Genomic DNA, 20,376 nt, shown 5'->3' with positions numbered 1-20,376 from the left:
GGCCGCGGCGAGCCGTTCGCGCTGCATCGCGGCCAGGCGGGCGCGGAGCGCCTCGCGGGTGCCGGGGGCCGCGTCGTGGGCGGTGATCGAGGCGCGGTACAGCGCGGCGGCGCGGGCGGCGGCCACGTTGGCGGTCTGGGCGCCGCGCTGGGCGGAGAGGTCCTGGAGGAGGGCCTGGACGACGTCCCAGGGCGGGATCTCCTGGCCGTCGAGACAGGCACGAAGCCCGTCGGGGTCGCGCTGCGCGAAAACCGCGTACCAGCCCTTGTCCGAGTCGATCCGCCGTGTCAGCGCACGCAGATAGCTCGCGAACTCCTCGATCGCCGCCGGGAGTTGTCTGCCCGCCATCGCCACCCCCGCATTCGACACCCCGCATGTTACGGACCTCGTTACCGGCACGCTACGGGCACATTTCGGGATTCGCACACGACCGGCACGGTTGCAGCGGGTTCCTGCGGGGATTTTACGGTGGCGGCCGGGACAGTGCCCGGCCGCCACCGTGACGCGACGCCGCGGGTCAGTCCGCGGGCCGGACCACCATCGCCGCGCCGCCGCCGCGCCGCTTGGTCTCGGCCGCGGCCAGCCACCGGCCGTCGGCGAGCCGCTGGACGCCGGTCGCGGCCCCGATCTCGGGGTTCTGCTTGAAGGCGTGGCCCAGCGCCTCCAGCCGGGCCCGCTCCGGGCTGTTCCACAGTCCGGGCTCCAGCTCCGTCTGGGCGGCGTTGCGCTGGCTGGCGCGCGGTGCGGCGATCGCGTCGACCAGCGGCATGCCCCGGTCGAGGTGGTTCAGCAGGGTCTGGAGCACGGTGGTGATGATCGTGGCGCCACCCGGTGAGCCGAGCGCCAGCACCGGCTTGTGGCCGTCGAGCACGATGGTCGGCGACATGGACGAGCGCGGCCGCTTCCCGGGGCCGGGCAGGTTCGGGTCGTGGACGGCGGGGTCGGCGGGCGCGAAGGAGAAGTCGGTCAGCTCGTTGTTGAGCAGGAAGCCCCGGCCGGGGACGGTGATGCCGCTGCCGCCGGTCTGCTCGATGGTGAGGGTGTACGCGACGACGTTGCCCCACTTGTCGGCGGTCGTCAGGTGCGTGGTGCTCTGCCCCTCGTACGTGGTCGGGGCGGCGTGTCCGCGGGTGTCGCAGGAGCCGGGGGCGCCCGGGTTCGTGGGGTCGCCGGGGGCGAGCGGGCTCTTCAGCACCTTGTCGGGCTTGATGAGGCAGGCCCGGGAGTCGGCGTACCGCTGGGAGGTGAGCGCCTTGGTCGGTACGTCCTCGGCGGCCGGGTCGCCGACCCAGCGGCCGCGGTCGGCGAACGCGATCCGGCCGGCCTCGATGTAGCGGTGCAGGTAGTCGCGCTCGCTGAGCTTGGTGAGGTCGGTGCGCTCCAGGATGTTGAGCGCCTCGGCGACGCTGGTGCCGCCGGAGGACGAGGGCGCCATGCCGTACACGTCCAGCCCGCGGTAGGAGGTGCGGGTCGGGGCCTGCCGTTTCGTCGCGTACGCCCGCAGGTCCTCGGCCCGCAGATCGCCGGGGTGCACGGTGCGCTGCGCCTTGGGGTCGACGGGGGGCTTGCGCACCGTGGAGACGATGTCGCGGCCCAACTCGCCCTTGTAGATCGCGCCGACGCCCTTCTCGGCGAGCAGGGCGTAGGTGCGGGCGAGGTCCGGGTTGCGGAGGGTCGAGCCGACGGCCGGGAGCTTTCCGCCGGGCAGGAACAGCTCGGCGGAGGCCGGGAAGTCCTTGAAGCGGTCCTCGTTGTCGGCGGTCTGCTCGCGGAAGGTCTTGTCGACGGTGAAGCCGTCGCGGGCCAGCCGTTCGGCGGGCTTCAGCACCTGGGCGAGCGACCGGGTGCCCCAGGTGCGGAGCGCGTCGCTCCAGGTGGCCGGGGTGCCGGGGGTGCCGACGCTGAGCCCGCTGGTGACGGCGTCGTCGAACGGCAGCGGCTTGCCGTTGTCATCCAGGAAGAGGTCCTTGTTCGCGCTGAGCGGGGCGGTCTCGCGGCCGTCGAGGGTCGAGACGGTGTGCCGCTTGGCGTTGTAGTAGACGAGGTATCCGCCGCCGCCGACGCCCGCCGAGTACGGCTCGGTGACCCCGAGCGCGGCCGCCGTCGCCACCGCCGCGTCCACCGCGTTGCCACCGCGCCGCAGCACGTCGATCCCGGCCGCCGAGGCGTCCGGGTCCACGCTGGAGACCGCGCCGCCGTAGCCGGTGGCGACCGGTGTCTTGGCGGGGGTCCCGTGGCCCTGCGCGGCGGTGTCCGCACCGGCCGGGGCGACGCCGAGCACGGCGACCATCCCGGCCGCGGCGGCGAGCGCGGGCAGCGCGCGCCGTGCGGCTCGCGCCGTGGTTCTGGTTGCTGCGGCTGGTCGTGCGGCGTGCCCCATCCGGACCTCCAAGCGGACGACAGAGAGAGCGGAGCCTACCGGCGACGCTCATGCTCACGACAGGGGGCGAGTGACCCTTGAGTGCCCCATAGAGATTCGCTCGAACACCACTCGGATGGCGGCTACGATGCGCGGCCATGACTGACACCGTGCAGGACCTGATCGCTTCCGGAGCGGCCCTGATCGTGGGACTGGCGCTCGGCTGGGCCGTGCACTCGGCGGCCGGACGCCGGGGGCGCGCCCGCGAGCAGCGCTTCTTCGGCCTGCCGGACGGCTCGGAATGCGTCCTGGTCACCCACCGGGACAGCACCTCGGCACACTGGTCCATCCCGCGCCATGACGCCCTCGCGCTGCTCGGCCTCGCCTCCGTCGTGGAGAACTGCGGGGCGCACGCCGAGGTGGCCCCGCACGACACGGGGCTCCAGGGCTTCGGCGCGCGCACCGAGTTCTGCGTCGGCGACCCGACCGCGCACCGCCGGCTGTCCGCGCACATGACGAATCTGCTGCCGGGCGTGACCGTGACCCAGGCCGACGAGTCCGGCGGCGAGCGCGGCACCTTCACCATCGGCGGCACCGAGTACCGGCCGGAGCCCGGCGCGCTGGAGCACGTGCTGGTGGCGCGGCTGACGGCGGGCGAAGGCGGCCGTCCCGTCTTCCTGGCCGCCGGGCAGCGCCCGGTCACGCACCGGGCCGCCGTACGCCACCTGGTGCGCAACCGCGCCAAGCTGGCCCGCAAGTACGGGGCGCAGGGCTCGTTCTGCCTGCTGCTGAAGGTGGTCAACTCGCAGGCGTACGGCCCGGATGTGGTCGAACTGGTCGCGGACGTCACCAAGGCCGCGACCACGTCGGGCGGCCGGGCGTCGGCCAAGGCGACCCTCAAGGAGGGCTGAGCCGGGGGGATATCGTATGGCGGACGGTCCACGGGATCACTCCGGCCGCATCGTTACCCAGGCGTAACTTACCGCGCTATTACCAGCGGTAAGCCAGCGAGGTTACCGTCAGGTCACTTAGGCCCTCCCCACGGGCCTGCACCGGTGCTCCCTCTGCCCCCACGGCACCCCCACGTCTGGAGCCACAGTGACCCCTGCCCGCCGAGCGCTGCGTACCACCACCGCCGCCGCCCTTTCGGCGACCGTCCTGGCCGGTGCGACCTCCGTCCTCGCCCCCGCCGCCCAGGCCGCACCCGCCGCGCCGCACCCGTCCACGGCCGCCGCGGCGGCCGACACCTCCGTACGGTTCGTCGACATTCCCGGCGACGGCGGCACCACGCTGGCCGCCAACGTCGTCGCCCCGGCGGACACCTCGCGCCGCCACCCCCTCGTCGTGCTGCCCACCAGCTGGTCCATGCCGCAGGTCGAATACCTCGCGCAGGCCAAGAAGCTCGCCGACTCCGGCTACGTCGTGGTCAGTTACAACACCCGCGGCTTCTGGCAGTCCGGCGGGCGGATCGAGACGGCCGGGCCACCCGATGTCGCCGACGCCTCCAAGGTCATCGACTGGGCGCTGGCCAACACCGCCGCCGACCCCGACCACATCGGCATGGCGGGCGTGTCGTACGGCGCCGGGATCAGCCTGCTCGCCGCCGGTTCCGACCCGCGCATCAAGGCGGTCGTCTCGATGAGCGGCTGGTCGGATCTCATCGGGTCCATCTACAGCGGCCGCACCCAGCACGCCCAGGCCGCCGGTCTGCTCGGCGGCGCGGGCGCGCTCACCGGCCGCCCCAGCGACGAACTCAACCAGGTCCTCGAGGACTTCCTCGGCTCCAACCTGGCCAAGGAACAGGACATGATCGAATGGGGCCGCAAGCGCTCGGCGGCCACCTACCTCGACAAGATCAACGCCAATGGCGCGGCCATCATGCTGGGCAACGCCTGGGGCGACTCCATCTTCCCGCCCAACAGCTACGCCGACTTCTACGAGAAGCTGACCGGCCCCAAGCGGCTGGAGTTCCGGCCCGGCGACCACGCGACCGCCGAGTTCGGCGGACTCTTCGGGCTGCCGAACGACACCTGGGAGCACAGCCGGCGCTGGCTCGACCGCTACCTCAAGGGCGAGCGCAACGGCATCGACCGCGAGCAGCCGGTGCAGCTCATGTCCCGTACCGGCGGCGGTTACGAGGGCTACGGAAGCTGGTCCGCCGTGCCCTCGGAGCGGCGCCGGGTGGCGCTCGACCGGGCCGAGACGGTCACCGCGAACCACGACTCGGGCGCCAACGCCGGGACCGTCATGCTGACCGGCGCGCTCGACCAGTTCCTCAAGCTCCCGCCGCTCGCCTCGATCCCGCTGCTGCCGCGCTCGTACGCCGCCGTCTGGCAGACCGGGGCGTACGCGACCGAGCAGCGCATCCGCGGCACGGTGTCCCTGCACACCACCGTCACCAGCGACAAGGCCGACGGCACGGCGGTCGCCTACCTCTACGACGTGGGCCCGCTCGGCGTCGGCAAGCTCGTCTCCAACGCGCCCGTCACCTTCCACGACCGCACGCCCGGCAAGCCCTTCCCGGTCGACCTGGACCTGTTCTCGACGGCGTACGACGTCCCGGCCGGGCACCGGCTCGCGCTGGTCGTCGACACCGTCGACCCGCTGTACATCGAGCACAACCCGGACGGCGCCCACCTCACGTTCTCCTCGCCGGACGCCGACCCCTCGTACCTGTCGGTCCCGGTCCGCGACTAGCCGGGCGGCCGACTAGCGGGTGTCGCCCGGCAACGGGGCACCGGGGCCGGGCGCCGCCACCCGCACCTTCTCCGTCTTCACGCTGCGCCGCTGCCGCTTCGCCACCCAGTTCGCGCACCACGACAGCAGCATGCACATCCCGATGTAGACCGGCGAGATGACCATCACGACGGGGATGAAGGGCAGGTCGTAGTCCAGGTTGGACGCGATGAGCTTGCCCGCGTGCAGGAACTCCTCGTAGGTGATGAGGAAGCCGAGCGAGGTGTCCTTCAGGGCCACCACCAGCTGGCTGATGATCGCGGGCAGCATCGCCCGTACCCCCTGGGGCACCAGGACGTACGTCATCACCTGCGTCTTGCGCAGGCCCAGCGAGTACGCCGCCTCCCGCTGCCCGCGGTCCACCGCCGCCACGCCCGCCCGGAACACCTCGGCGAGCACCGAGCCGTTGTACAGGGTCAGCCCGGTGACCAGGGCGGGGAGCGGCTGCACCTTCAGCGCCACGAAGACGAAGAAGATCATCACCAGGACGGGCATCGCCCGGAAGAACTCCACGACCAGCGTGGCCAGCCAGCGCACCGGGCGGTGGTCGGACAGCCGCCCGGCGGCCAGCACCGCGCCCAGCGCCAGCGAGAGGACGGCGGCGAGGCCGAACGCCTTGAGCGTGTTGGCCAGCCCGCGCAGCAGCAGCTCCTGGATCCCCGCGTACGCGAAGGGCATCCACTTCCGGTACGCGAACTGACCCGTGTCGACAAGGAGATAGATCACCCAGGCGATGAGGGCCAGCAGCACCAGCGTGGCGATCACCCCGTAGAGGCGGTGGCGGCGGACGGTGCGCGGCCCGGGGACGTCGTAGAGAACGGCGGTGGTGGTCAACGCGGCACTCCCCAGCGCTTCTCCAGCACGGTGAAGATCGCGCTGATGGTCAGGGTCACGAGCAGATAGCCGACGGCGATCCAGACGAAGGACCAGATGATGCTGTAGCCCATCTCGTTGAGCGGCTTGTAGGTGCCGAGCAGTTCGGTGACGCTGAACGACCCGGCGATGGCCGAGTTCTTGGCGAGCGCGATCAGCGTCGAGCCGACCGGCGGGATGACCGCGCGGAACGCCTGCGGCAGCACCACCGCCCCCAGCGTCTGCTCGAAGGTCATGCCCAGGCTGCGGGCGGCCTCGCCCTGCCCGACCGGCACCGTGTTGATGCCCGAGCGCACCGCCTCGCAGATGAACGCCGAGGTGTAGCAGCCGAGGGCGAGCACCGCGAAGGCCGTGAACGGCAGGATCAGCCCGAAGCGCGGCAGGCCCAGCATCACCGCGAAGAACAGCAGCGTGAGCGGGGTGTTGCGGAGCACCGCCACCCAGGCGGTACCGAAGGCGCGCAGGCTCGCGACCGGCGCGACCCGGAAGGCGGCCATCAGGACGCCGAGCGCGAGGGCGAGCAGCGAGGCGTAGACGGTCAGCTGGACGGTGCCGAGCAGACCGCGGCCGTAGAGCGAGAAGTTCCGGGTGAGCACGTCCATGGTTCGGGCCCTCAGTGGTAGCGGTCGACGGCGGGCGGTTTCGGGGCGGGCACACCGGACAGGCCGAGGGTCACGGCGTACGCCTTCTTCCAGTCGCCGTTGCGCTCATGGGCCTCGATGGCGTCGTCCAGCGCGAAGCGCAGCGCGTTGTCCCGCTTCGGCACGCCGATGCCGTACGGCTCCTTGGAGAAGGGCTTGCCGACGAGCTTCAGCTCCTTCGGGGCCTTGGCCGCGTAGCCGAGCAGGATGACGTTGTCCGTGGTGACCGCGTCGACCTGGTAGCTGAGCAGGTTGTCCACGCACACCGAGTAGTTGTCGTACGCGACCGCGTGCGCCTTCGGGTAGTCGTGCTGGATGCGCTGGAGCGGGGTGGAACCGGCCGCCGAGCAGACCGTCTTGCCCGCCAGGTCGGCGGGGCCGTGGATGTCGTCCGAATCGGTGCGCACCAGCAGCGACTGCCCGGCCATGTAGTACGGACCGGCGAAGCCGACCAGCCGCTTGCGCAGCGGATTGATGGTGTAGGTGCCGACGTAGTAGTCGATCTGGCCGTTCTGGAGGGCGGTTTCCCGGTTGGCGGAGGCGATGCTCCGGAAGCGGACGGTCCGGGGCGGGAGGCCGAGGGAGGCCGACATCATCTTCGCGATCTCGATGTCGAAGCCGGAGTAGCGGCCGGTGGCGGGGTCCTTCTCGCCCAGATAGGGCTGGTCCTCCTTGACCCCGACGACCAGGTAGCCGCGCCGCTTCGCCTTCCGCCAGGTGGGCGAGGAGGGCAGCCGGAAGTCGGTGGCCACCCGGTAGCGCGGCAGTTCCTCGGGCGCGGGGCCCTTGGCGGGCGGGCTGCCCTCCTTGCCGCACCCGGAGCCGGTGAGGGCCAGGAGCAGCGCGAGGACCACGGTCAGGGCGCGCCTCATGTCCGTCATCACCCGGCTCAGTGCTTGAGGATCTTGGACAGGAAGTCCCGGGCCCGGGCGGACTCCGGCGCCTTGAAGAACTCCTCCGGGCTGCGGTCCTCCACGATGCGGCCGTCGTCCATGAAGACCACGCGGTTCGCGGCGTACCGGGCGAAGCCCATCTCATGGGTGACGACGGCCATCGTCATGCCGTCCCGCGCGAGCTGCCGCATGACCTCCAGCACCTCGTTGATCATCTCCGGGTCGAGCGCCGAGGTCGGCTCGTCGAAGAGCATCACCTTCGGGTCCATGGCCAGCGCCCGGGCGATCGCCACCCGCTGCTGCTGACCGCCGGAGAGCTGCGCGGGGTACTTGTCCGCCTGGTCCGCGAGCCCCACCCGGTCCAGCAGCTCCCGGGCCCGCCGCTGGGCCTCCGCCTTGCCGCGCCTGCGGACCTTCACCTGGGCGAGCATCAGGTTGTCCAGCACGGTCCGATGGGCGAACAGATTGAACGACTGGAAGACCATCCCCACTTCGGCCCGCAGCCGCGCCAACTCCCGGCCCTCCTCCGGCAGCGGCCGCCCGTCCACCACGATGGAACCGGACTGGATGGTCTCCAGCCGGTTGATCGTCCGGCACAGTGTCGACTTCCCGGACCCGGAGGGCCCGATGACCACCACCACTTCCCCGCGGCCGACGGTGAGGTCGATGTCCTGGAGGACGTGGAGCGCGCCGAAGTACTTGTTGACGTTGCGCAGCTCGATCAGCGGTTCACCCACGGCCATACCGCGCAAACTATCCACATGAAAGCGGCACTTCGGTCAGGACACGCACCGAGGGGTGGATAACGCCCGATAGTGGGCGGCCTCAGGTCTCCGAGACCTCCGCGTACAGCTGGGACAGCTCGGGGGCGCCGTCCGCGGCCCACTGGTGGCCCGCCTCGACCACGTCGACCTCCCGGCCGGAGTCGAGCCGGACCACGGGGCGGCCGTTGGGCCACACCTGCCAGACGGCGCCCGGCACGGTGCGGACGATGACCGTGCCCAGATACAGCCCGGCGTCGTTACCGAGCCAGGGCAACTCCTCGGGGTCGTCGCGCCAGCGCGGCACCAGTTGGTCCAGCGCCTCCAGGGACTCGGCCGAGTCGTCGAGTCCGATGCCCGCCTGCGCCGCCCGGGCGCGCAGCAGTTCGCACTCGGAGAGGAGTTGTGCCACGCCTTGGGGGTCCGCCTCCTGGGCGCTCATCAGAGCCGTACCGGAGGCCGCACCGTGCCGCTTGCGCCAGTTGTCCAGGAAGGGGATGTTCATACAGCTCAGCGTCGCACCAAGCGCACGGGCGCACCACAGGGCGCGCGGTGGGCTCCGTGACCCGTTGCTTGTCTTGACGACACCCCTCCGTCTTTCTACGTTCGCCATGCACCTGTCGAATCGCCGGTCGGGTCGGTTACGAGAGGGGACACATATGCGCGTCGGTAGACCATGGTCAGCGGCCGGAATCGTCGCGGGAGGTGCCGTCCTCGTACTCCTCGCACCGGCCGCACCCTCGGTGGCCCAGGCCCCCACCACCACCAAGCCGCTCCCTCTGGAGCGGCTTTTCGACAACCGGGCGGTCGGTGACGACACCGCGCCGGGCACCGTGGACTTCGACGGGGCGGGCAACTCCCTCTCCGCACAGGACCTGCGCGCCGCGGGCTGGACCCCCGGGCGCACCATCGCCCTCGACGCGGCGCGGCTCACCTGGCCGCGGAGCGCGGGGTCCGCCCGGCCCGACAACGTGATCGCCGACGGGCAGTCGGTACAGCTGCGGGGGCGCGGCGACGCGCTCACCTTCCTGGTCGCGAGCAGCACCCCCGGCGGCCCCGGCGCCGGAGCGAGCGGCACCGGCCGGGTCCGCTACCGGGACGGGTCGTCCGGTACGTACACCCTGAGCGCCCCCGACTGGCGCGCGGGCCCCGCCGCCACCAAGGCGGTCGGCCTCCCGCACGTCAACACCGCCGACGGGCAGCGGCCGGAGGCGGCCCGGCTGTACGCGGTGACGGTGCCCCTGCGCGGCGACCGGCAGGTCGGGTCGGTGACCCTGCCGAAGGACCCGGGCCCGGGCGCCGATCTGCACGTCTTCGCCGTCTCGCTGCGGCAGCCCGCGCCGGGCTGGACCGGCAGCTGGGCCGCCAGCACCGCCGGATACACGAAGGTCGGCCCGTGGACCGACCAGACGCTACGGCTCGTCGTGCACACCAGCGCGGGCGGGCCGGGCGCCCGGATCCGGCTGGAGAACACCTTCGCCGCCGCCCCCGTCGACATCGGCCACGCCACGGTCGCCCTCCAGGCGGGTGGCGCGGCGGCGAGCGACACCCCGGTGCCGCTGACCTTCCGGGGCCGGGCCGGTACGTCGATCCCGGCGGGCGCGCAGGTCTTCAGCGATCCCGTGAGCTTCCCCGTACCGGCCGACGCGAACCTTTTGGTCAGCATTCACCTTCCCGGGCCGGTCGCGGCGGTGCCGGTGCACACGCAGGCCACGCAGCGCTCGTTCCTGAGCGCGCCGGGGAGTGGTGACCGTACCGGTGAGGCGGGCGCCGACGCGTACACCGGCACCCTCACCACCTGGCCGTTCCTCACCGGCGTCGACGTCCGGGGCGGCCCCGGGTCGGTGGTGGCCCTCGGCGACTCCATCACCGACGGCACCAAGTCCACGATGGACGCCAACCGGCGCTGGCCCGACGTCCTCGCCCGGCGGCTGCGCGACCCGTCGTCCGGCGTGCCCGCGTACGGCGTCGTCAACAGCGGCATCTCGGCCAACCGCGTGGTCACGGACGTCTACCCCGGCGACGGCGTCAGCACGGTCACCAGCGGGGTGAGCGCGGCCAGCCGTCTGGAGCGCGACGTCCTCGCCCAGACCTCCGCCCGTACGGTCGTCGTCTTCCAGGGCATCAACGACCTGCGCTGGGGCACGTCTGCCGAGTCCGTCATCGCGGGGTTGAAGGGCCTGGCCGCGCGGGCGCACGCGCGGGGGCTGCGGGTGGTGGGCGGGACGATCACGCCCTGCGAGGGCGAGGCGCTGTGCACCGCCGACGCGGATGCGCGGCGTTCCGTGGTGAACGCCTTCATCCGCGACAACGGCGGGGTGTTCGACGCGGTCCTGGACTTCGACGCGGTCGTACGCGACCCCGCGCACCCGTCGCGCATCCTCCCGGCCTACGACAGCGGCGACCATCTGCACCCGGGGGACGCGGGGTTGAAGGCGATGGCGGATGCGATCCCCTTGCGGACGCTGATGGGCCAGTGACTGCTGGAGAGGCGGTTGCGCGGAAGGCGGCCGGGGGCGCGGGCGTGTTTGCCGTTCGTCGCGGCGCATCCCGCGCCCCATATGCGCCGGTAGTCACATCATCATATGGACGGGTTGCATATGCGGTGCGGGGACATCCGGTCCCCTTGCGTGAGTTACTCCCTTACTGACAGGAGTGCCATGTCTGCTGCATCCCGACGTCGTGGTGTGAGCTTCCTGGTGTGCGCGCTGGTGACGGCCGGCTGCCTGGCGGCAACGCCCGCGGCCCTGGCCGCACCGGCCGCGTCGTCGGCCTCGGCCGCGCAGAGCACCGCCGCCGTCACCGGCTCGGTGGCGATCGAGCTGACCAGCGGCGTCACCCTCACCATGCCGGGCTCGCTGCTGTCCATCGGATCCACCTTCAACACCAACCTCGGAGTCAGCCTGATCACCGAGGTGACCAACAACACCAACGCCACCCTCCAGTTGTCCGCGAGCGGCGGCGGCACCATCACCGTGGCCCCCGGGCAGACGGTGAATGTCTCCGCGCTGGGCGGCGGCACCCTGGGCATCACCGTGCTGGGCTGAGCCCCGTATCGACGGCGGTCCGGCGCGCCCCCGGTGCGGCGGACCGCCATCGGCGCTCGACCGGTCCGGTCCGGGCCTGGACCGGTCAGACGTTCAGGTCGACGACCACCGGGGCGTGGTCCGAGGCGCCCTTGCCCTTGCGTTCCTCGCGGTCCACGTACGCGTCCCCGACCGCACCGGCAAACGGCTCGTTGCCGTACACCAAGTCGATCCGCATGCCGCGGTTCTTCGGGAAGCACAGCTCCCGGTAGTCCCAGTACGTGAAGGGGTGGTCGTACTTCAGAGGGCGGGGGACGACGTCCGACAGACCGGCACCCCGCAGGGCGGCCAGGGCCTCGCGCTCCTTGTCGGTGACGTGGGTGAGGCCGTCGAAGCGGGTGCGGTCCCAGACGTCGTCATCAGTGGGGGCCACGTTGAAGTCGCCGAGGACGGCGAAGGGCCGGGGGCCCTTCGCATCCTCGCCCACGGCCTCCCGCAGCGCGTCCAGCCAGCGCAGCTTGTAGTCGTAGTGCGGGTGCCCGATCTCGCGCCCGTTGGGCACGTAGACCGACCAGACGCGCACGGCACCGCACGTGGCGGCTATGGCGCGGGGCTCCTGGCCGCCGTCGTAGTCGGGGCCGCCGGGGAGGCCGGAGACCACGTCGTCGAGGCCGACCCGGGAGAGGACGGCCACCCCGTTCCACCGGCCGGTGGCGTTGACCGCGGCCTCGTAGCCCAGCTCGCGCAGCGGCTCGAAGGGGAACGCGGCCTCGGCGCACTTGGTCTCCTGGACGCACAGCACATCCGTGCCGCTGCTCTCCAGCCAGGCGAGCAGCCGGGGCAGCCGGGCAGTGATCGAATTGACGTTCCAGGTCGCAATGCGCATGGGGGACAACCTACATCCCGGGTCCGACAACGCTCAGAGCCCTCAGCGTCCTCAGAGCGGGAGGGATTCGCCCGGGGTCAGGCGGATGTGCTCCGCACCACCCGTGCCCGGCCCGTCCGGGCCCAGCATCCGCCCGTACACCATCGGCGCCAGGTCGGACAGCAGCCCGTCGTGGATGTCGATCGCGCGCCGCGGCGCGACCTCACGCACATAGTCGAGGATCTCGGAGAACTTGTTCCAGGGGGCGTGCAGCGGCAGCAGCAGCGTCTCCACGGGGCGGTCCGGCACGGTGAGCGCGTCGCCCGGGTGGAAGACCGCGCCGTCGACGACGTAGCCGACGTTGGTGATCCGGGGGATGTCGGGGTGGATGACGGCGTGCATCTGGCCGTGCACCTCGACCTCGAATCCGGCCGCGGTGAACGTGTCGCCCTCGCCGACCGTGTGCACCCGCCCGGGGAACGCCGCGGAGATCTGTCCGGCGACGCTGGCGAGGGTCCAGATCTGGGCGGCGGGGTTGGCGTCGAGCGCCGCCCGCAGCTGCTCCTCACTGAAGTGGTCGGGGTGCTCGTGGGTGACGAGGATCGCGTCCGCGCCGACCGCCGCGTCCTGTTCCGTGAAGGCCCCGGGGTCGATGACGAGCCGCTGCCCGTCCTTTTCCAGCCGGACGCAGGCGTGGCCCTTCTTGGTGAGCTTCATGGGGATCATTGTCCTCCCCCACCACCCACGTCACTCTTCGGGACTGGTCTCCTCGCGGATGACCCGCTGGGCGACGGCGAAGGCCGAGTTCGCGGCGGGCACCCCGCAGTAGACGCCGGTGTGCAGCAGCACTTCCTTGATCTCGGTCGGCGTCAGCCCGTTGCGCAGGGCGGCCCGGGTGTGGAAGGCGAGTTCGTCGAGGTGGCCGCGGGCGGCCATGGCGGTGAGGGTGATCACGCTGCGGGTGCGGCGGTCGATGCCGGGCCGGGTCCACACCTCGCCCCACACATAGCGGGTGATGAAGTCCTGGAAGTCGCCGGTGAACTCGTCGACCTGCGACTCGGCGCGGTCCACATGGGCGTCGCCCAGCACCTCGCGCCGGACCTTCATGCCCTGGTCGTAACGGTCGGCGCGGCCGTCCGGCACGGGCTCGGCCGGCTGGGTGTAGCCGATCTCGACCGGCGGGCCGGTGTGCGCGGGGGCGGGGGCGGTACGCGGCGGGGCCGGGGCGGTGACCGGCGGCGGCACCGGCGTCAGCACGGGCTTGGCGGACGGGGCGGAGACCGCGGTCATCCCGGTCGGGTGGTCCGAGGACTGCCACGAGCTGGAGAAGTGGCGTACGAGCAGGTCGGTGACGGCGGCGGGCTGCTCGACGGGCGCCAGGTGCGAGGTGCCGGGGACGAGCGCGAGCCGGGCGTCAGGTATGCCCGCGACCAGGACGCGGGCGTCGGCGGCCGGGGTGACCTGGTCCTCGGCCCCGGCGAGGACGAGCGTGGGGATCCCGATCCGGCCCAGCTCGGGGCGGATGTCGAAGGCGGCCAGCGCCTCGCACGCGGCGATGTAGCAGCCGGGGTCGGTGGTGCGGACCATCTGGACGGCCCAGTCGACGATGGCGGGCTGGGCGGCGGCGAAGGTGGGGGTGAACCAGCGCTCGGGGGTGGCGCGGGCGATCGGGTCGAGTCCGTTGGTGCGGACCACGACGCCGCGCTGCCGGAAGGAGTCGGCGGTGCCGAAGCGCGGGGAGGCGGAGACGAGGGCGAGTGAGCCCACTCTCAGGGGATGTCGTAGCGCCAGTTCGGCGCCGATGGCCCCGCCGATCGAGCAACCCGCGTAGCCGAAGCGGTCGATGCCCAGCATGTCGAGGGTGGCCAGCAGCCGGGCGGCGAGCTCCGCGACGGAGGGGGCGGGGTGGGCGGGTGCGCCGCCGTGGCCCGGCAGGTCGAAGCGGAGGACGCGCCAGTGGCGGGACAGCTCGGGTATCTGGCGGTCCCACATGTGCCAGGTGGTGCCCAGCGACGGGCCGAGGACGAGTACGGGCCCGTCCTCGGGGCCGTCGGTCCGGTACTGAAGTGTCTTGGTCTCGCTCACTCGGAAACGGTATCCCGAACGTCGCGGGGACCCTACGGCCTGATGGTGGAGACCACGTAGACCTTCGGATGGGCCGGGTTGTCGTTTCTGACCGTGATCCTCAGCTTGGGCTGCGGTTCCTTCTGCTTGATGACCATGCCCGACCAGTCGTGCCCGGCGGCCCCGACCTGCCAGCCGACCTTCTTCGCCTGGTCGTCCGTGATGGTCACCGCGTCCTTCTTCAGCGCGGAGGGACCGGTGCCGAGCTTGGCCAGGAAGCGGTCCAGCCCGTCGCGGGAGGTGACGAACTGCACGTACAGCGAGCTGACCTTCCAGGAGTTGGTCTCGAACGAGGCGACCTTGAGCGAGCTGGGCGGAACCGGAATGTCGTAGATGCGCCGCTGCACCCGGGACGGATAGCCCGCGGACAGGCCCTTGGCCTTGGCCGCCTGGACCTTCTCCGAGCCGCCGTCGCGGCTCTGCATGGCGGAGATCGCCAGATAGCCCGCCGGGATCGCGATCAGCAGGAAGACGATCACGGCCTTGAGCCAGCGGCGCGGCGGACGACCACCGTCGCCGCCGGACCCACCGGACGAACCGGGCACACCCGGCACGCCGGACCCGCCGGGCCGGTCGGACGCGGGGCTTCCGTTGGTACCGGACACGGGCGCTCCGGGGTGCTGCTCTGCGGTGGTCACTCGCGGCCTCCTGCCTGGCCCCGCGGCGCCAGCCGCAGCGGGGAGGATCCGGCGCGTTCGTAGCGCTCGACCCGGCGGCGGGTGGCGCGGCGGAAGCGTCGGGCGACGAGCCGGGCGAGGTCGGCCGCGCCGACCATCCCCGCCTCGGGCCCCAGCTGCGCCTTGACGATACGGGCCTCCGGCCGGTAGCCGCGCCCGGTGAGGGTGCGCCGGAAGGCCTCCCGGGCCGGGACGATCAGCAGATCGTCGGCGGCACTGACGCCACCGCCGATCACGAAGCAGGAGGGGTCGAGGGCGGCGGCGAGGTTGGCGATGCCGACCCCGAGCCACTGGCCGATGTCCTGGAGGAGTTCGATGCACATGGCATCGCCGTCCCGGGCCAGCTCGGTGATCAGCGGCCCGGTGATCTCCTGGATGTTGCCGCCGACCCGGTCGTTGATCCCGTACGCCACCGGCGACTCGGCGGCCGCCAGCTCACGGGCCTCCCGGACCAGCGCGTTGCCGGAGCTGTACTGCTCCCAGCAGCCCCGGTTGCCGCACGGGCAGCGGTGTCCGGCGGGCACGACCTGCATATGGCCGAACTCCCCCGCGACCCCGTACTTGCCGCGCTTGACCTGGCCGTCCTCCAGGATCGCGCCGCCGATGCCGGTGCCGAGCGTGATCATGACGAGATGGTCCTCGCCGCGCCCGGCGCCGAACCGCCACTCGGCCCACGCGGCCGCGTTCGCGTCGTTGTCGACCATGACGGGGACGGCGAGACGCTCGGCGAGCCGGTCGCGCAGCGGTTCGTTGCGCCAGGACAGATGCGGTGCGAACAGGACCCGGTTGCGGTCCGCGTCCACCCAGCCCGCCGCCCCGATGCCGACCGCGTGCACATCGTGCCGGTCGGACAGGTCCAGGACGAGTTCGGTGATCGTGTCCTCGACCACCTTCGGGCTCTTGGACTTGTCGGGCGTCTCGGTGCGCACCTTCTCCAGGATGTTGCCGTCGGCGTCGACGACCCCGGCCATCACCTTCGTGCCGCCGATGTCGATGCCGACCGTGGGGACCCGGGGCGCGCTCAGGTGCGAGCGGCGCTCACGCGTGCCGACGGTCCGCAGCACGGTGGCCCGGGCCGAGCCCCGGTGCACTCTTTCGCGGTAGATGCTCATCGGCCGGCCCCTTCACCGGTGCGGGGGATGCGGTCGCTGCGGGTGCGTGCTCGCAAGAGTTCGTCGTCCCTGCGGGTGTCTCGGGAGGCCGGGGCCTCGGCGGGCGGTGGTCATGACGCGGGTGGGGCCCGCCGTGCGATTGTGCCTCAACCGCGCCTCACGGTGCATGGTGAGCCGCCGGAGACCCGACCGGTCCCGGCCGACTCAGCGCGCCAGCTCGTGGGTGAGTTGTTCCAGCTCACTGCCGCCCGCCATCTGCCGGGTCAGGTCGTCCAGGGCGATCTCGTCCTTGGCGTGGCTGCCCGCCATCGTGCCCCTCTTGAGCAGGACGAACCGGTCGCCGACCAGGTAGGCGTGGTGCGGGTTGTGCGTGATGAGGACCACTCCGAGCCCGGCGTCGCGCGCGGCGGCGACGTACTTCAGCACCACCCCGGACTGCTTGACGCCCAGGGCCGCCGTCGGCTCGTCCAGGACGAGGACCTTGGCGCCGAAGTGGACGGCGCGGGCGATCGCCACGCACTGGCGCTGGCCGCCGGAGAGGGTGCCGATGGGCTGGTCGACGTCGCGCAGGTCGATGCCCATGCGCAGCAGCTCGCGGTGGGTGGTCTCGCGCATGGCGGACACGTCGAGGCGGGCGAAGGGGCCGCGGCCCTTGCGGATCTCGGAGCCGAGGAAGAAGTTCCGCCACACCGGCATCAGCGGGACGACGGCGAGATCCTGGTAGACCGTGGCGATGCCGCGGTCCAGGGCCTCGCGCGGCGAGCCGAGCCGGACGTCCTCCCCCTCGATCGCGAAGGCGCCCCCGTCGTGCTGGTGCAGCCCCGCGACGATCTTGATGAGGGTGGACTTGCCCGCGCCGTTGTCGCCGAGGACGCAGGTGATCTGCCCGGCGTGGACGTCGAGCGAGACGCCCTCCAGGGCCGTGACGTTGCCGTAGCGCTTGCCGATGTCGCGCAGCGCGATCAACGGAGTCCCGGAAGTGGTCATGCGCTTTCCTCCGCCCGCTTGCGGACCCACCAATTGAGCAGCGTGGCGAGCAGCAGCATCGCCCCGAGGAAGAACTTGAACCAGTCCGCGCCCCACTGCGCGTACACGATGCCCTTGTTGGTCATGCCGAAGATGAACGCGCCGACGGCGGCGCCGACCGCCGAACCGTAGCCGCCGGTCAGCAGGCAGCCGCCGATGACGGCCGCGATGATGTACAGCAGTTCGTTGCCGACGCCCTCGCCGGACTGGACGGTGTCGTACTTGAACAGCAGATGCTGCCCGGAGATCCACGCCGCCAGGGCGACCCCCATGTACAGCCCGATCTTGGTGCCGTTCACGGGCACGCCGACCGCGCGGGCCGCCTCCTTGGCGCCGCCCACCGCGAAGATCCAGTTCCCGGCGCGGGTGCGCAGCAGGATCCAGGTGGCGAGCGCGATCAGGGCGAACCACCACACCACGGTGATCTGGAGCTCCACGTCCCCGATGGTCAGGTGGGAGGCGAAGACCTGCTGGGCGGAGGGGAAGCCCTCCATGTCGGCGATGGTCTTGGTGGAGACGGTCTCGCTGATCAGCTTGGTGAAGCCGAGGTTGCAGCCCTGGAGGATCAGGAAGGTGCCGAGCGTGATGATGAAGCTCGGCAGGTTGGTGCGCACCAGCAGATAGCCGTTGAAGAAGCCGATGGCGAGGGTGACCAGCAGGGAGACCCCGGCGCCGACCCAGACGTTCGCCGTCATCTGGTACGAGAACATCGACGAGATCAGCGCGGACGAGGTGACCAGGACGCCGGTCGACAGGTCGAACTCGCCGCCAATCATCAGCAGCGCGACCGGCACCGCCATGATCCCGATGGTCGAGGAGGCGTACAGCACGGTGCTGAAGCTCGACCACTGGAGGAAGGCGTCGGCGGCGATCGAGAAGAAGACGAAGACGGCGGCGGCGCCGACGACCGCGCCCAGCTCCGGGCGGCCCGCCAGGCGGCGCAGCAGCGGGGTCCGCGCCACGGGGCGCGCGTCGGACGTGTCCGTTTCCGTCGCATCCGGCGTGTCCGTCGCGTCCGGCGTGTCGGTGGTGTCCGCGGCGCTCATCGGGTGCCCCGCTTCGTGAACGCGGCCAGCTTCTTGGCGTCGTCCTTGGTGACGATCTGCGGGCCGGTGAGGACCGGCTTGCCGCCGCCGAGCACGTCCGCGTTGTAGCGCTGGAGCCAGAGCAGGTCGACCGCCTCGTACCCCTGGAGGTACGGCTGCTGGTCGACGGCGAAGCCCAGCGTGCCGTCCTCCAGCCCGGCCGCGACCTTCGCGTTGAGGTCGAAGGTGTCGATCTCCGCCTCGCTGCCCGCCTGTTCGGCGGCCTGGGCGGCGGTGTCGGCGAACGGTGCGCCCAGCGTGAGGACGGTGTCGATGTCCTGGTCGGACTGGAGCTTGGCCTCGATGGAGGACTGCACGTCGGGCATGTTGGTGCCCTCGACGTAGATCTTCTCCAGCTTGCCGTCGAAGGTGTCGCCCGCGCCGTCGCAGCGCTGCTCGTGGCCCACGTTGCCCTGCTCGTGCAGGACGCACAGGGCCTTCTTGCGGCCGCGCTTGTTGAGCTCGTCGCCGACGGCCTCGCCCGCGATGGTCTCGTCCTGGCCGACGTGGGTGAGCGCGCCGAACTTCTTGGACTCCGCGGACCCGGAATTGACCGTGATCACCGGTATCCCGGCCTTCGCGGCGCGCCGCACGACGGACTTCATGGCGTCGGGCTTGGCGAGGGTGACGATCAGGCCGTCGACCTTCTGGTCGATGTACGACTGGACCAGCTGGGCCTGTTCCTTGCCCTCCTCGTTGTGGGCGTAGAGGAACTTGACGTTGTCCTTGACGGCGGCCTGCTTCGCACCGTTCTGCACGATGTCCCAGAAGGTGTCGCCGTCGCCGGAGTGGGTGACCATGGCGAACGTCATCCGCGGGGTGTTGACGGCCGCGTGCCCCGAGGCCGCCTGCGCGGCCCGCTTCTCGGCACGCAGCCCGCCGGTGCTGCTGCACCCCGCCAGGGCCGCGCCCAGCAGTGTCGCCAGCACGGCGGCGGTCAGCGCGCGTGCCCCTGTCCCAACTCTGGCCACGAAGAAGCCTCGTCCCTCTTGTCCCGTTTCATGTCGGCGGCCGGGAGCGACATGATCGGCCCCGGCCGCCGCCAAGTATCCGTTACGGGGCGCGACCGGGGTGGTGGGGGGCCGGAGACGTCTTATGGATCAGGGGCGGACGAGCAGCTGGAACTCGAACGCGTAGCGCGAGGCGCGATAGGTGTGCGAGCCGAACTCGACGGCCCGGCCCGTGTCGTCGAACGTCGTCCGCTCCATGGTGAGCAGCGGTGCGCCCTCGGGCTCGCCGAGCTGCTTCCCCTCGTCGGCGGTGGCCGAGCGGGCGCCGACCGCCTGGCGGGCGCTGTGCAGGGTGATCCCCGCGGCGCGCATCAGCCGGTAGAGGCCGGTGTCCTCCAGTTCCGCGCTGTCCAGCTTGAGCAGCCCGGCCGGCAGCCGGTTGGACAGGTGCGCCATGGGCTCGCCGTGCGCCAGCCGCAGCCGCTCGATCACCACCACCTCGGTGCCCTCCGCGATGCCGAGCGCCGCGGCCACCTCGGCGGTGGCGGCCTCGGTGGTGTTCAGCAGCACCCGGGTCGCGGGGCGCTGGCCCGCGGCCTCCAGGTCGTCGTAGAGGCTGCTCAGCTCCAGGGGCCGCTTGACCTGGCTGTGCACCACCTGGGTGCCGACGCCGCGGCGCCGCACCAGCAGGCCCTTGTCGACGAGGGACTGGATCGCCTGGCGGACCGTGGGGCGCGACAGCCCGAGCCGCCCGGCCAGCTCGATCTCGTTGCCGAGCAGGCTCCCGGGTGCCAGCCGCCCTTTTTCGATCGCCGACTCGAGCTGTTGGGACAGCTGGAAGTAGAGCGGGACCGGGCTGCTGCGGTCCACACTGAACTGGAGCGCATCCGCCCCGCCGGATGAGTCTTCTTCCTGCTTTGCCACGGGGCGAGCGTAGCCGGATGAACAGATGACGGGAAGTCGTGAAGTTCGGTTGTCCGGACAAACTACGCAGAGAAACCGACAACGCTGTCGTTCGTGTCCGTCCGTAACCAGCACAGCGAGCGATGACCCGGGCCCACCTCCGTCTCGGGCGGCCGCCGCGTACAGGCGTCCATGGCGTACGGGCAGCGCGGCCGGAACCGGCAGCCGTCCCCCACCGCCGCCTCCCGCCGCTCCGCGTCCCGCCGCGCCCGCGCCGCCAACCGCTCCGCGCGGGCCGCCCGTGCCCGCTCACGACCCGCGGCCGAGCTGGGCGCGGCGGCGGCC

General features: G+C 71.8%; 20 protein-coding genes and 1 pseudogene. 4 read left to right on the top strand and 17 right to left on the bottom strand.

Annotated features, from left to right (window positions below; genetic code table 11):
- A pseudogene (locus EEJ42_RS51525) lies at positions 1 to 369 on the bottom strand (hypothetical protein); the annotation flags it as partial.
- 148 nt (positions 370 to 517) lie between these two features.
- The gene (gene ggt, locus EEJ42_RS44155; RefSeq protein ID WP_184503563.1) at positions 518 to 2,380 is read right to left on the bottom strand and encodes a gamma-glutamyltransferase; all 1,863 of its coding nucleotides are present in this window, start codon (positions 2,378 to 2,380) and stop codon (positions 518 to 520) included.
- Between the two features lie 137 nt (positions 2,381 to 2,517).
- Here ggt and EEJ42_RS44150 point away from each other — a divergent pair, with 137 nt between their 5' ends.
- Positions 2,518 to 3,270 (top strand): hypothetical protein, encoded by a 753-nt coding sequence (locus tag EEJ42_RS44150; RefSeq protein WP_123107764.1) that lies wholly within the window; start codon positions 2,518 to 2,520, stop codon positions 3,268 to 3,270.
- A 187-nt stretch (positions 3,271 to 3,457) separates the two neighbouring features.
- Positions 3,458 to 5,056, top strand: coding sequence for an alpha/beta fold hydrolase (locus tag EEJ42_RS44145; protein WP_123107763.1), 1,599 nt, complete (start codon positions 3,458 to 3,460; stop codon positions 5,054 to 5,056).
- A 12-nt stretch (positions 5,057 to 5,068) separates the two neighbouring features.
- Here EEJ42_RS44145 and EEJ42_RS44140 read toward each other — a convergent pair whose 3' ends face one another.
- From EEJ42_RS44140 to EEJ42_RS44120, 5 genes are all read right to left on the bottom strand, one after another.
- Positions 5,069 to 5,929: an amino acid ABC transporter permease gene (locus EEJ42_RS44140; RefSeq protein WP_123107762.1), complete on the bottom strand. Its 861-nt coding sequence runs from the start codon at positions 5,927 to 5,929 to the stop codon at positions 5,069 to 5,071.
- A complete protein-coding gene (locus tag EEJ42_RS44135) occupies positions 5,926 to 6,570 on the bottom strand; it encodes an amino acid ABC transporter permease (protein ID WP_123107761.1) in 645 nt (214 codons plus the stop codon). The genes EEJ42_RS44140 and EEJ42_RS44135 overlap by 4 nt, the downstream gene beginning before the upstream one ends.
- Before the next feature lie 11 nt (positions 6,571 to 6,581).
- Positions 6,582 to 7,490 (bottom strand): glutamate ABC transporter substrate-binding protein, encoded by a 909-nt coding sequence (locus EEJ42_RS44130; protein WP_123107760.1) that lies wholly within the window; start codon positions 7,488 to 7,490, stop codon positions 6,582 to 6,584.
- Positions 7,491 to 7,498: 8 nt separating this feature from the next.
- Positions 7,499 to 8,245, bottom strand: a complete 747-nt coding sequence (locus EEJ42_RS44125) for an amino acid ABC transporter ATP-binding protein (protein ID WP_123107759.1) — start codon at positions 8,243 to 8,245, stop codon at positions 7,499 to 7,501.
- Between the two features lie 82 nt (positions 8,246 to 8,327).
- Positions 8,328 to 8,768: a DUF6278 family protein gene (locus EEJ42_RS44120; RefSeq protein ID WP_123107758.1), complete on the bottom strand. Its 441-nt coding sequence runs from the start codon at positions 8,766 to 8,768 to the stop codon at positions 8,328 to 8,330.
- A gap of 154 nt (positions 8,769 to 8,922) precedes the next feature.
- Here EEJ42_RS44120 and EEJ42_RS44115 point away from each other — a divergent pair, with 154 nt between their 5' ends.
- Both EEJ42_RS44115 and EEJ42_RS44110 read left to right on the top strand, forming a co-directional pair.
- Positions 8,923 to 10,743: an SGNH/GDSL hydrolase family protein gene (locus EEJ42_RS44115; RefSeq protein WP_184503562.1), complete on the top strand. Its 1,821-nt coding sequence runs from the start codon at positions 8,923 to 8,925 to the stop codon at positions 10,741 to 10,743.
- Positions 10,744 to 10,923: 180 nt separating this feature from the next.
- Complete coding sequence (locus EEJ42_RS44110; protein ID WP_148082223.1) at positions 10,924 to 11,310, top strand: hypothetical protein; 387 nt, start codon at positions 10,924 to 10,926, stop codon at positions 11,308 to 11,310.
- 85 nt (positions 11,311 to 11,395) lie between these two features.
- Here EEJ42_RS44110 and EEJ42_RS44105 read toward each other — a convergent pair whose 3' ends face one another.
- The 10 genes from EEJ42_RS44105 to EEJ42_RS54815 all read right to left on the bottom strand — a co-directional run bounded on the left by EEJ42_RS44105 (position 11,396) and on the right by EEJ42_RS54815 (position 20,312).
- Positions 11,396 to 12,175, bottom strand: coding sequence for an exodeoxyribonuclease III (locus EEJ42_RS44105; protein ID WP_123107755.1), 780 nt, complete (start codon positions 12,173 to 12,175; stop codon positions 11,396 to 11,398).
- A gap of 51 nt (positions 12,176 to 12,226) precedes the next feature.
- Positions 12,227 to 12,871: an MBL fold metallo-hydrolase gene (locus EEJ42_RS44100; protein WP_123107754.1), complete on the bottom strand. Its 645-nt coding sequence runs from the start codon at positions 12,869 to 12,871 to the stop codon at positions 12,227 to 12,229.
- A gap of 30 nt (positions 12,872 to 12,901) precedes the next feature.
- Positions 12,902 to 14,239 (bottom strand): bifunctional 3-oxoadipate enol-lactonase/4-carboxymuconolactone decarboxylase PcaDC, encoded by a 1,338-nt coding sequence (gene pcaDC / locus EEJ42_RS44095; RefSeq protein WP_123107753.1) that lies wholly within the window; start codon positions 14,237 to 14,239, stop codon positions 12,902 to 12,904.
- A 32-nt stretch (positions 14,240 to 14,271) separates the two neighbouring features.
- The gene (locus EEJ42_RS44090) at positions 14,272 to 14,916 is read right to left on the bottom strand and encodes a hypothetical protein (protein ID WP_123107752.1); all 645 of its coding nucleotides are present in this window, start codon (positions 14,914 to 14,916) and stop codon (positions 14,272 to 14,274) included.
- On the bottom strand, positions 14,913 to 16,067 hold the full coding sequence (locus EEJ42_RS44085; protein WP_123107751.1) for an ROK family glucokinase: 1,155 nt from the start codon (positions 16,065 to 16,067) through the stop codon (positions 14,913 to 14,915). The genes EEJ42_RS44090 and EEJ42_RS44085 overlap by 4 nt, the downstream gene beginning before the upstream one ends.
- A gap of 204 nt (positions 16,068 to 16,271) precedes the next feature.
- Positions 16,272 to 17,054 carry an ATP-binding cassette domain-containing protein gene (locus EEJ42_RS44080; RefSeq protein ID WP_123107750.1) on the bottom strand — a complete coding sequence of 261 codons (783 nt, stop codon included), beginning with the start codon at positions 17,052 to 17,054 and terminating at the stop codon, positions 16,272 to 16,274.
- Positions 17,051 to 18,139: an ABC transporter permease gene (locus EEJ42_RS44075; protein WP_123107749.1), complete on the bottom strand. Its 1,089-nt coding sequence runs from the start codon at positions 18,137 to 18,139 to the stop codon at positions 17,051 to 17,053. The genes EEJ42_RS44080 and EEJ42_RS44075 overlap by 4 nt, the downstream gene beginning before the upstream one ends.
- The gene (locus EEJ42_RS44070) at positions 18,136 to 19,119 is read right to left on the bottom strand and encodes a sugar ABC transporter substrate-binding protein (protein ID WP_484422028.1); all 984 of its coding nucleotides are present in this window, start codon (positions 19,117 to 19,119) and stop codon (positions 18,136 to 18,138) included. Before EEJ42_RS44070 ends, EEJ42_RS44075 begins: the two co-directional genes overlap by 4 nt.
- 159 nt (positions 19,120 to 19,278) lie before the next feature.
- Positions 19,279 to 19,998: a GntR family transcriptional regulator gene (locus EEJ42_RS44065; RefSeq protein ID WP_123107747.1), complete on the bottom strand. Its 720-nt coding sequence runs from the start codon at positions 19,996 to 19,998 to the stop codon at positions 19,279 to 19,281.
- A 116-nt stretch (positions 19,999 to 20,114) separates the two neighbouring features.
- A complete protein-coding gene (locus tag EEJ42_RS54815) occupies positions 20,115 to 20,312 on the bottom strand; it encodes a hypothetical protein (protein ID WP_246097788.1) in 198 nt (65 codons plus the stop codon).
- Positions 20,313 to 20,376: the final 64 nt, after the last annotated feature.

The sequence above is a fragment of the Streptomyces botrytidirepellens genome (genome assembly GCF_003721215.1).
GTDB lineage: Bacteria > Actinomycetota > Actinomycetes > Streptomycetales > Streptomycetaceae > Streptomyces > Streptomyces himastatinicus.
The sequence above is the reverse complement of the archived record's forward strand: the minus strand, read 5'-3'. Positions and strand labels throughout refer to the sequence as shown.

Excerpts from the sequence above, each read along its gene's own strand:
- ggt (WP_184503563.1), bottom strand. The coding sequence starts at position 2,380 with ATGGGGCACGCCGCACGACCAGCCGCAGCAACCAGAACCACGGCGCGA.
- EEJ42_RS44085 (WP_123107751.1), bottom strand. The coding sequence starts at position 16,067 with ATGAGCATCTACCGCGAAAGAGTGCACCGGGGCTCGGCCCGGGCCACC.
- EEJ42_RS44080 (WP_123107750.1), bottom strand. The coding sequence starts at position 17,054 with ATGACCACTTCCGGGACTCCGTTGATCGCGCTGCGCGACATCGGCAAG.
- EEJ42_RS44120 (WP_123107758.1), bottom strand. The coding sequence starts at position 8,768 with ATGAACATCCCCTTCCTGGACAACTGGCGCAAGCGGCACGGTGCGGCC.
- EEJ42_RS44105 (WP_123107755.1), bottom strand. The coding sequence starts at position 12,175 with ATGCGCATTGCGACCTGGAACGTCAATTCGATCACTGCCCGGCTGCCC.
- EEJ42_RS44135 (WP_123107761.1), bottom strand. The coding sequence starts at position 6,570 with ATGGACGTGCTCACCCGGAACTTCTCGCTCTACGGCCGCGGTCTGCTC.
- EEJ42_RS44115 (WP_184503562.1), top strand. The coding sequence starts at position 8,923 with ATGCGCGTCGGTAGACCATGGTCAGCGGCCGGAATCGTCGCGGGAGGT.
- EEJ42_RS44130 (WP_123107760.1), bottom strand. The coding sequence starts at position 7,490 with ATGACGGACATGAGGCGCGCCCTGACCGTGGTCCTCGCGCTGCTCCTG.
- EEJ42_RS44150 (WP_123107764.1), top strand. The coding sequence starts at position 2,518 with ATGACTGACACCGTGCAGGACCTGATCGCTTCCGGAGCGGCCCTGATC.
- EEJ42_RS44125 (WP_123107759.1), bottom strand. The coding sequence starts at position 8,245 with ATGGCCGTGGGTGAACCGCTGATCGAGCTGCGCAACGTCAACAAGTAC.
- EEJ42_RS44100 (WP_123107754.1), bottom strand. The coding sequence starts at position 12,871 with ATGAAGCTCACCAAGAAGGGCCACGCCTGCGTCCGGCTGGAAAAGGAC.
- EEJ42_RS44075 (WP_123107749.1), bottom strand. The coding sequence starts at position 18,139 with ATGAGCGCCGCGGACACCACCGACACGCCGGACGCGACGGACACGCCG.
- EEJ42_RS44110 (WP_148082223.1), top strand. The coding sequence starts at position 10,924 with ATGTCTGCTGCATCCCGACGTCGTGGTGTGAGCTTCCTGGTGTGCGCG.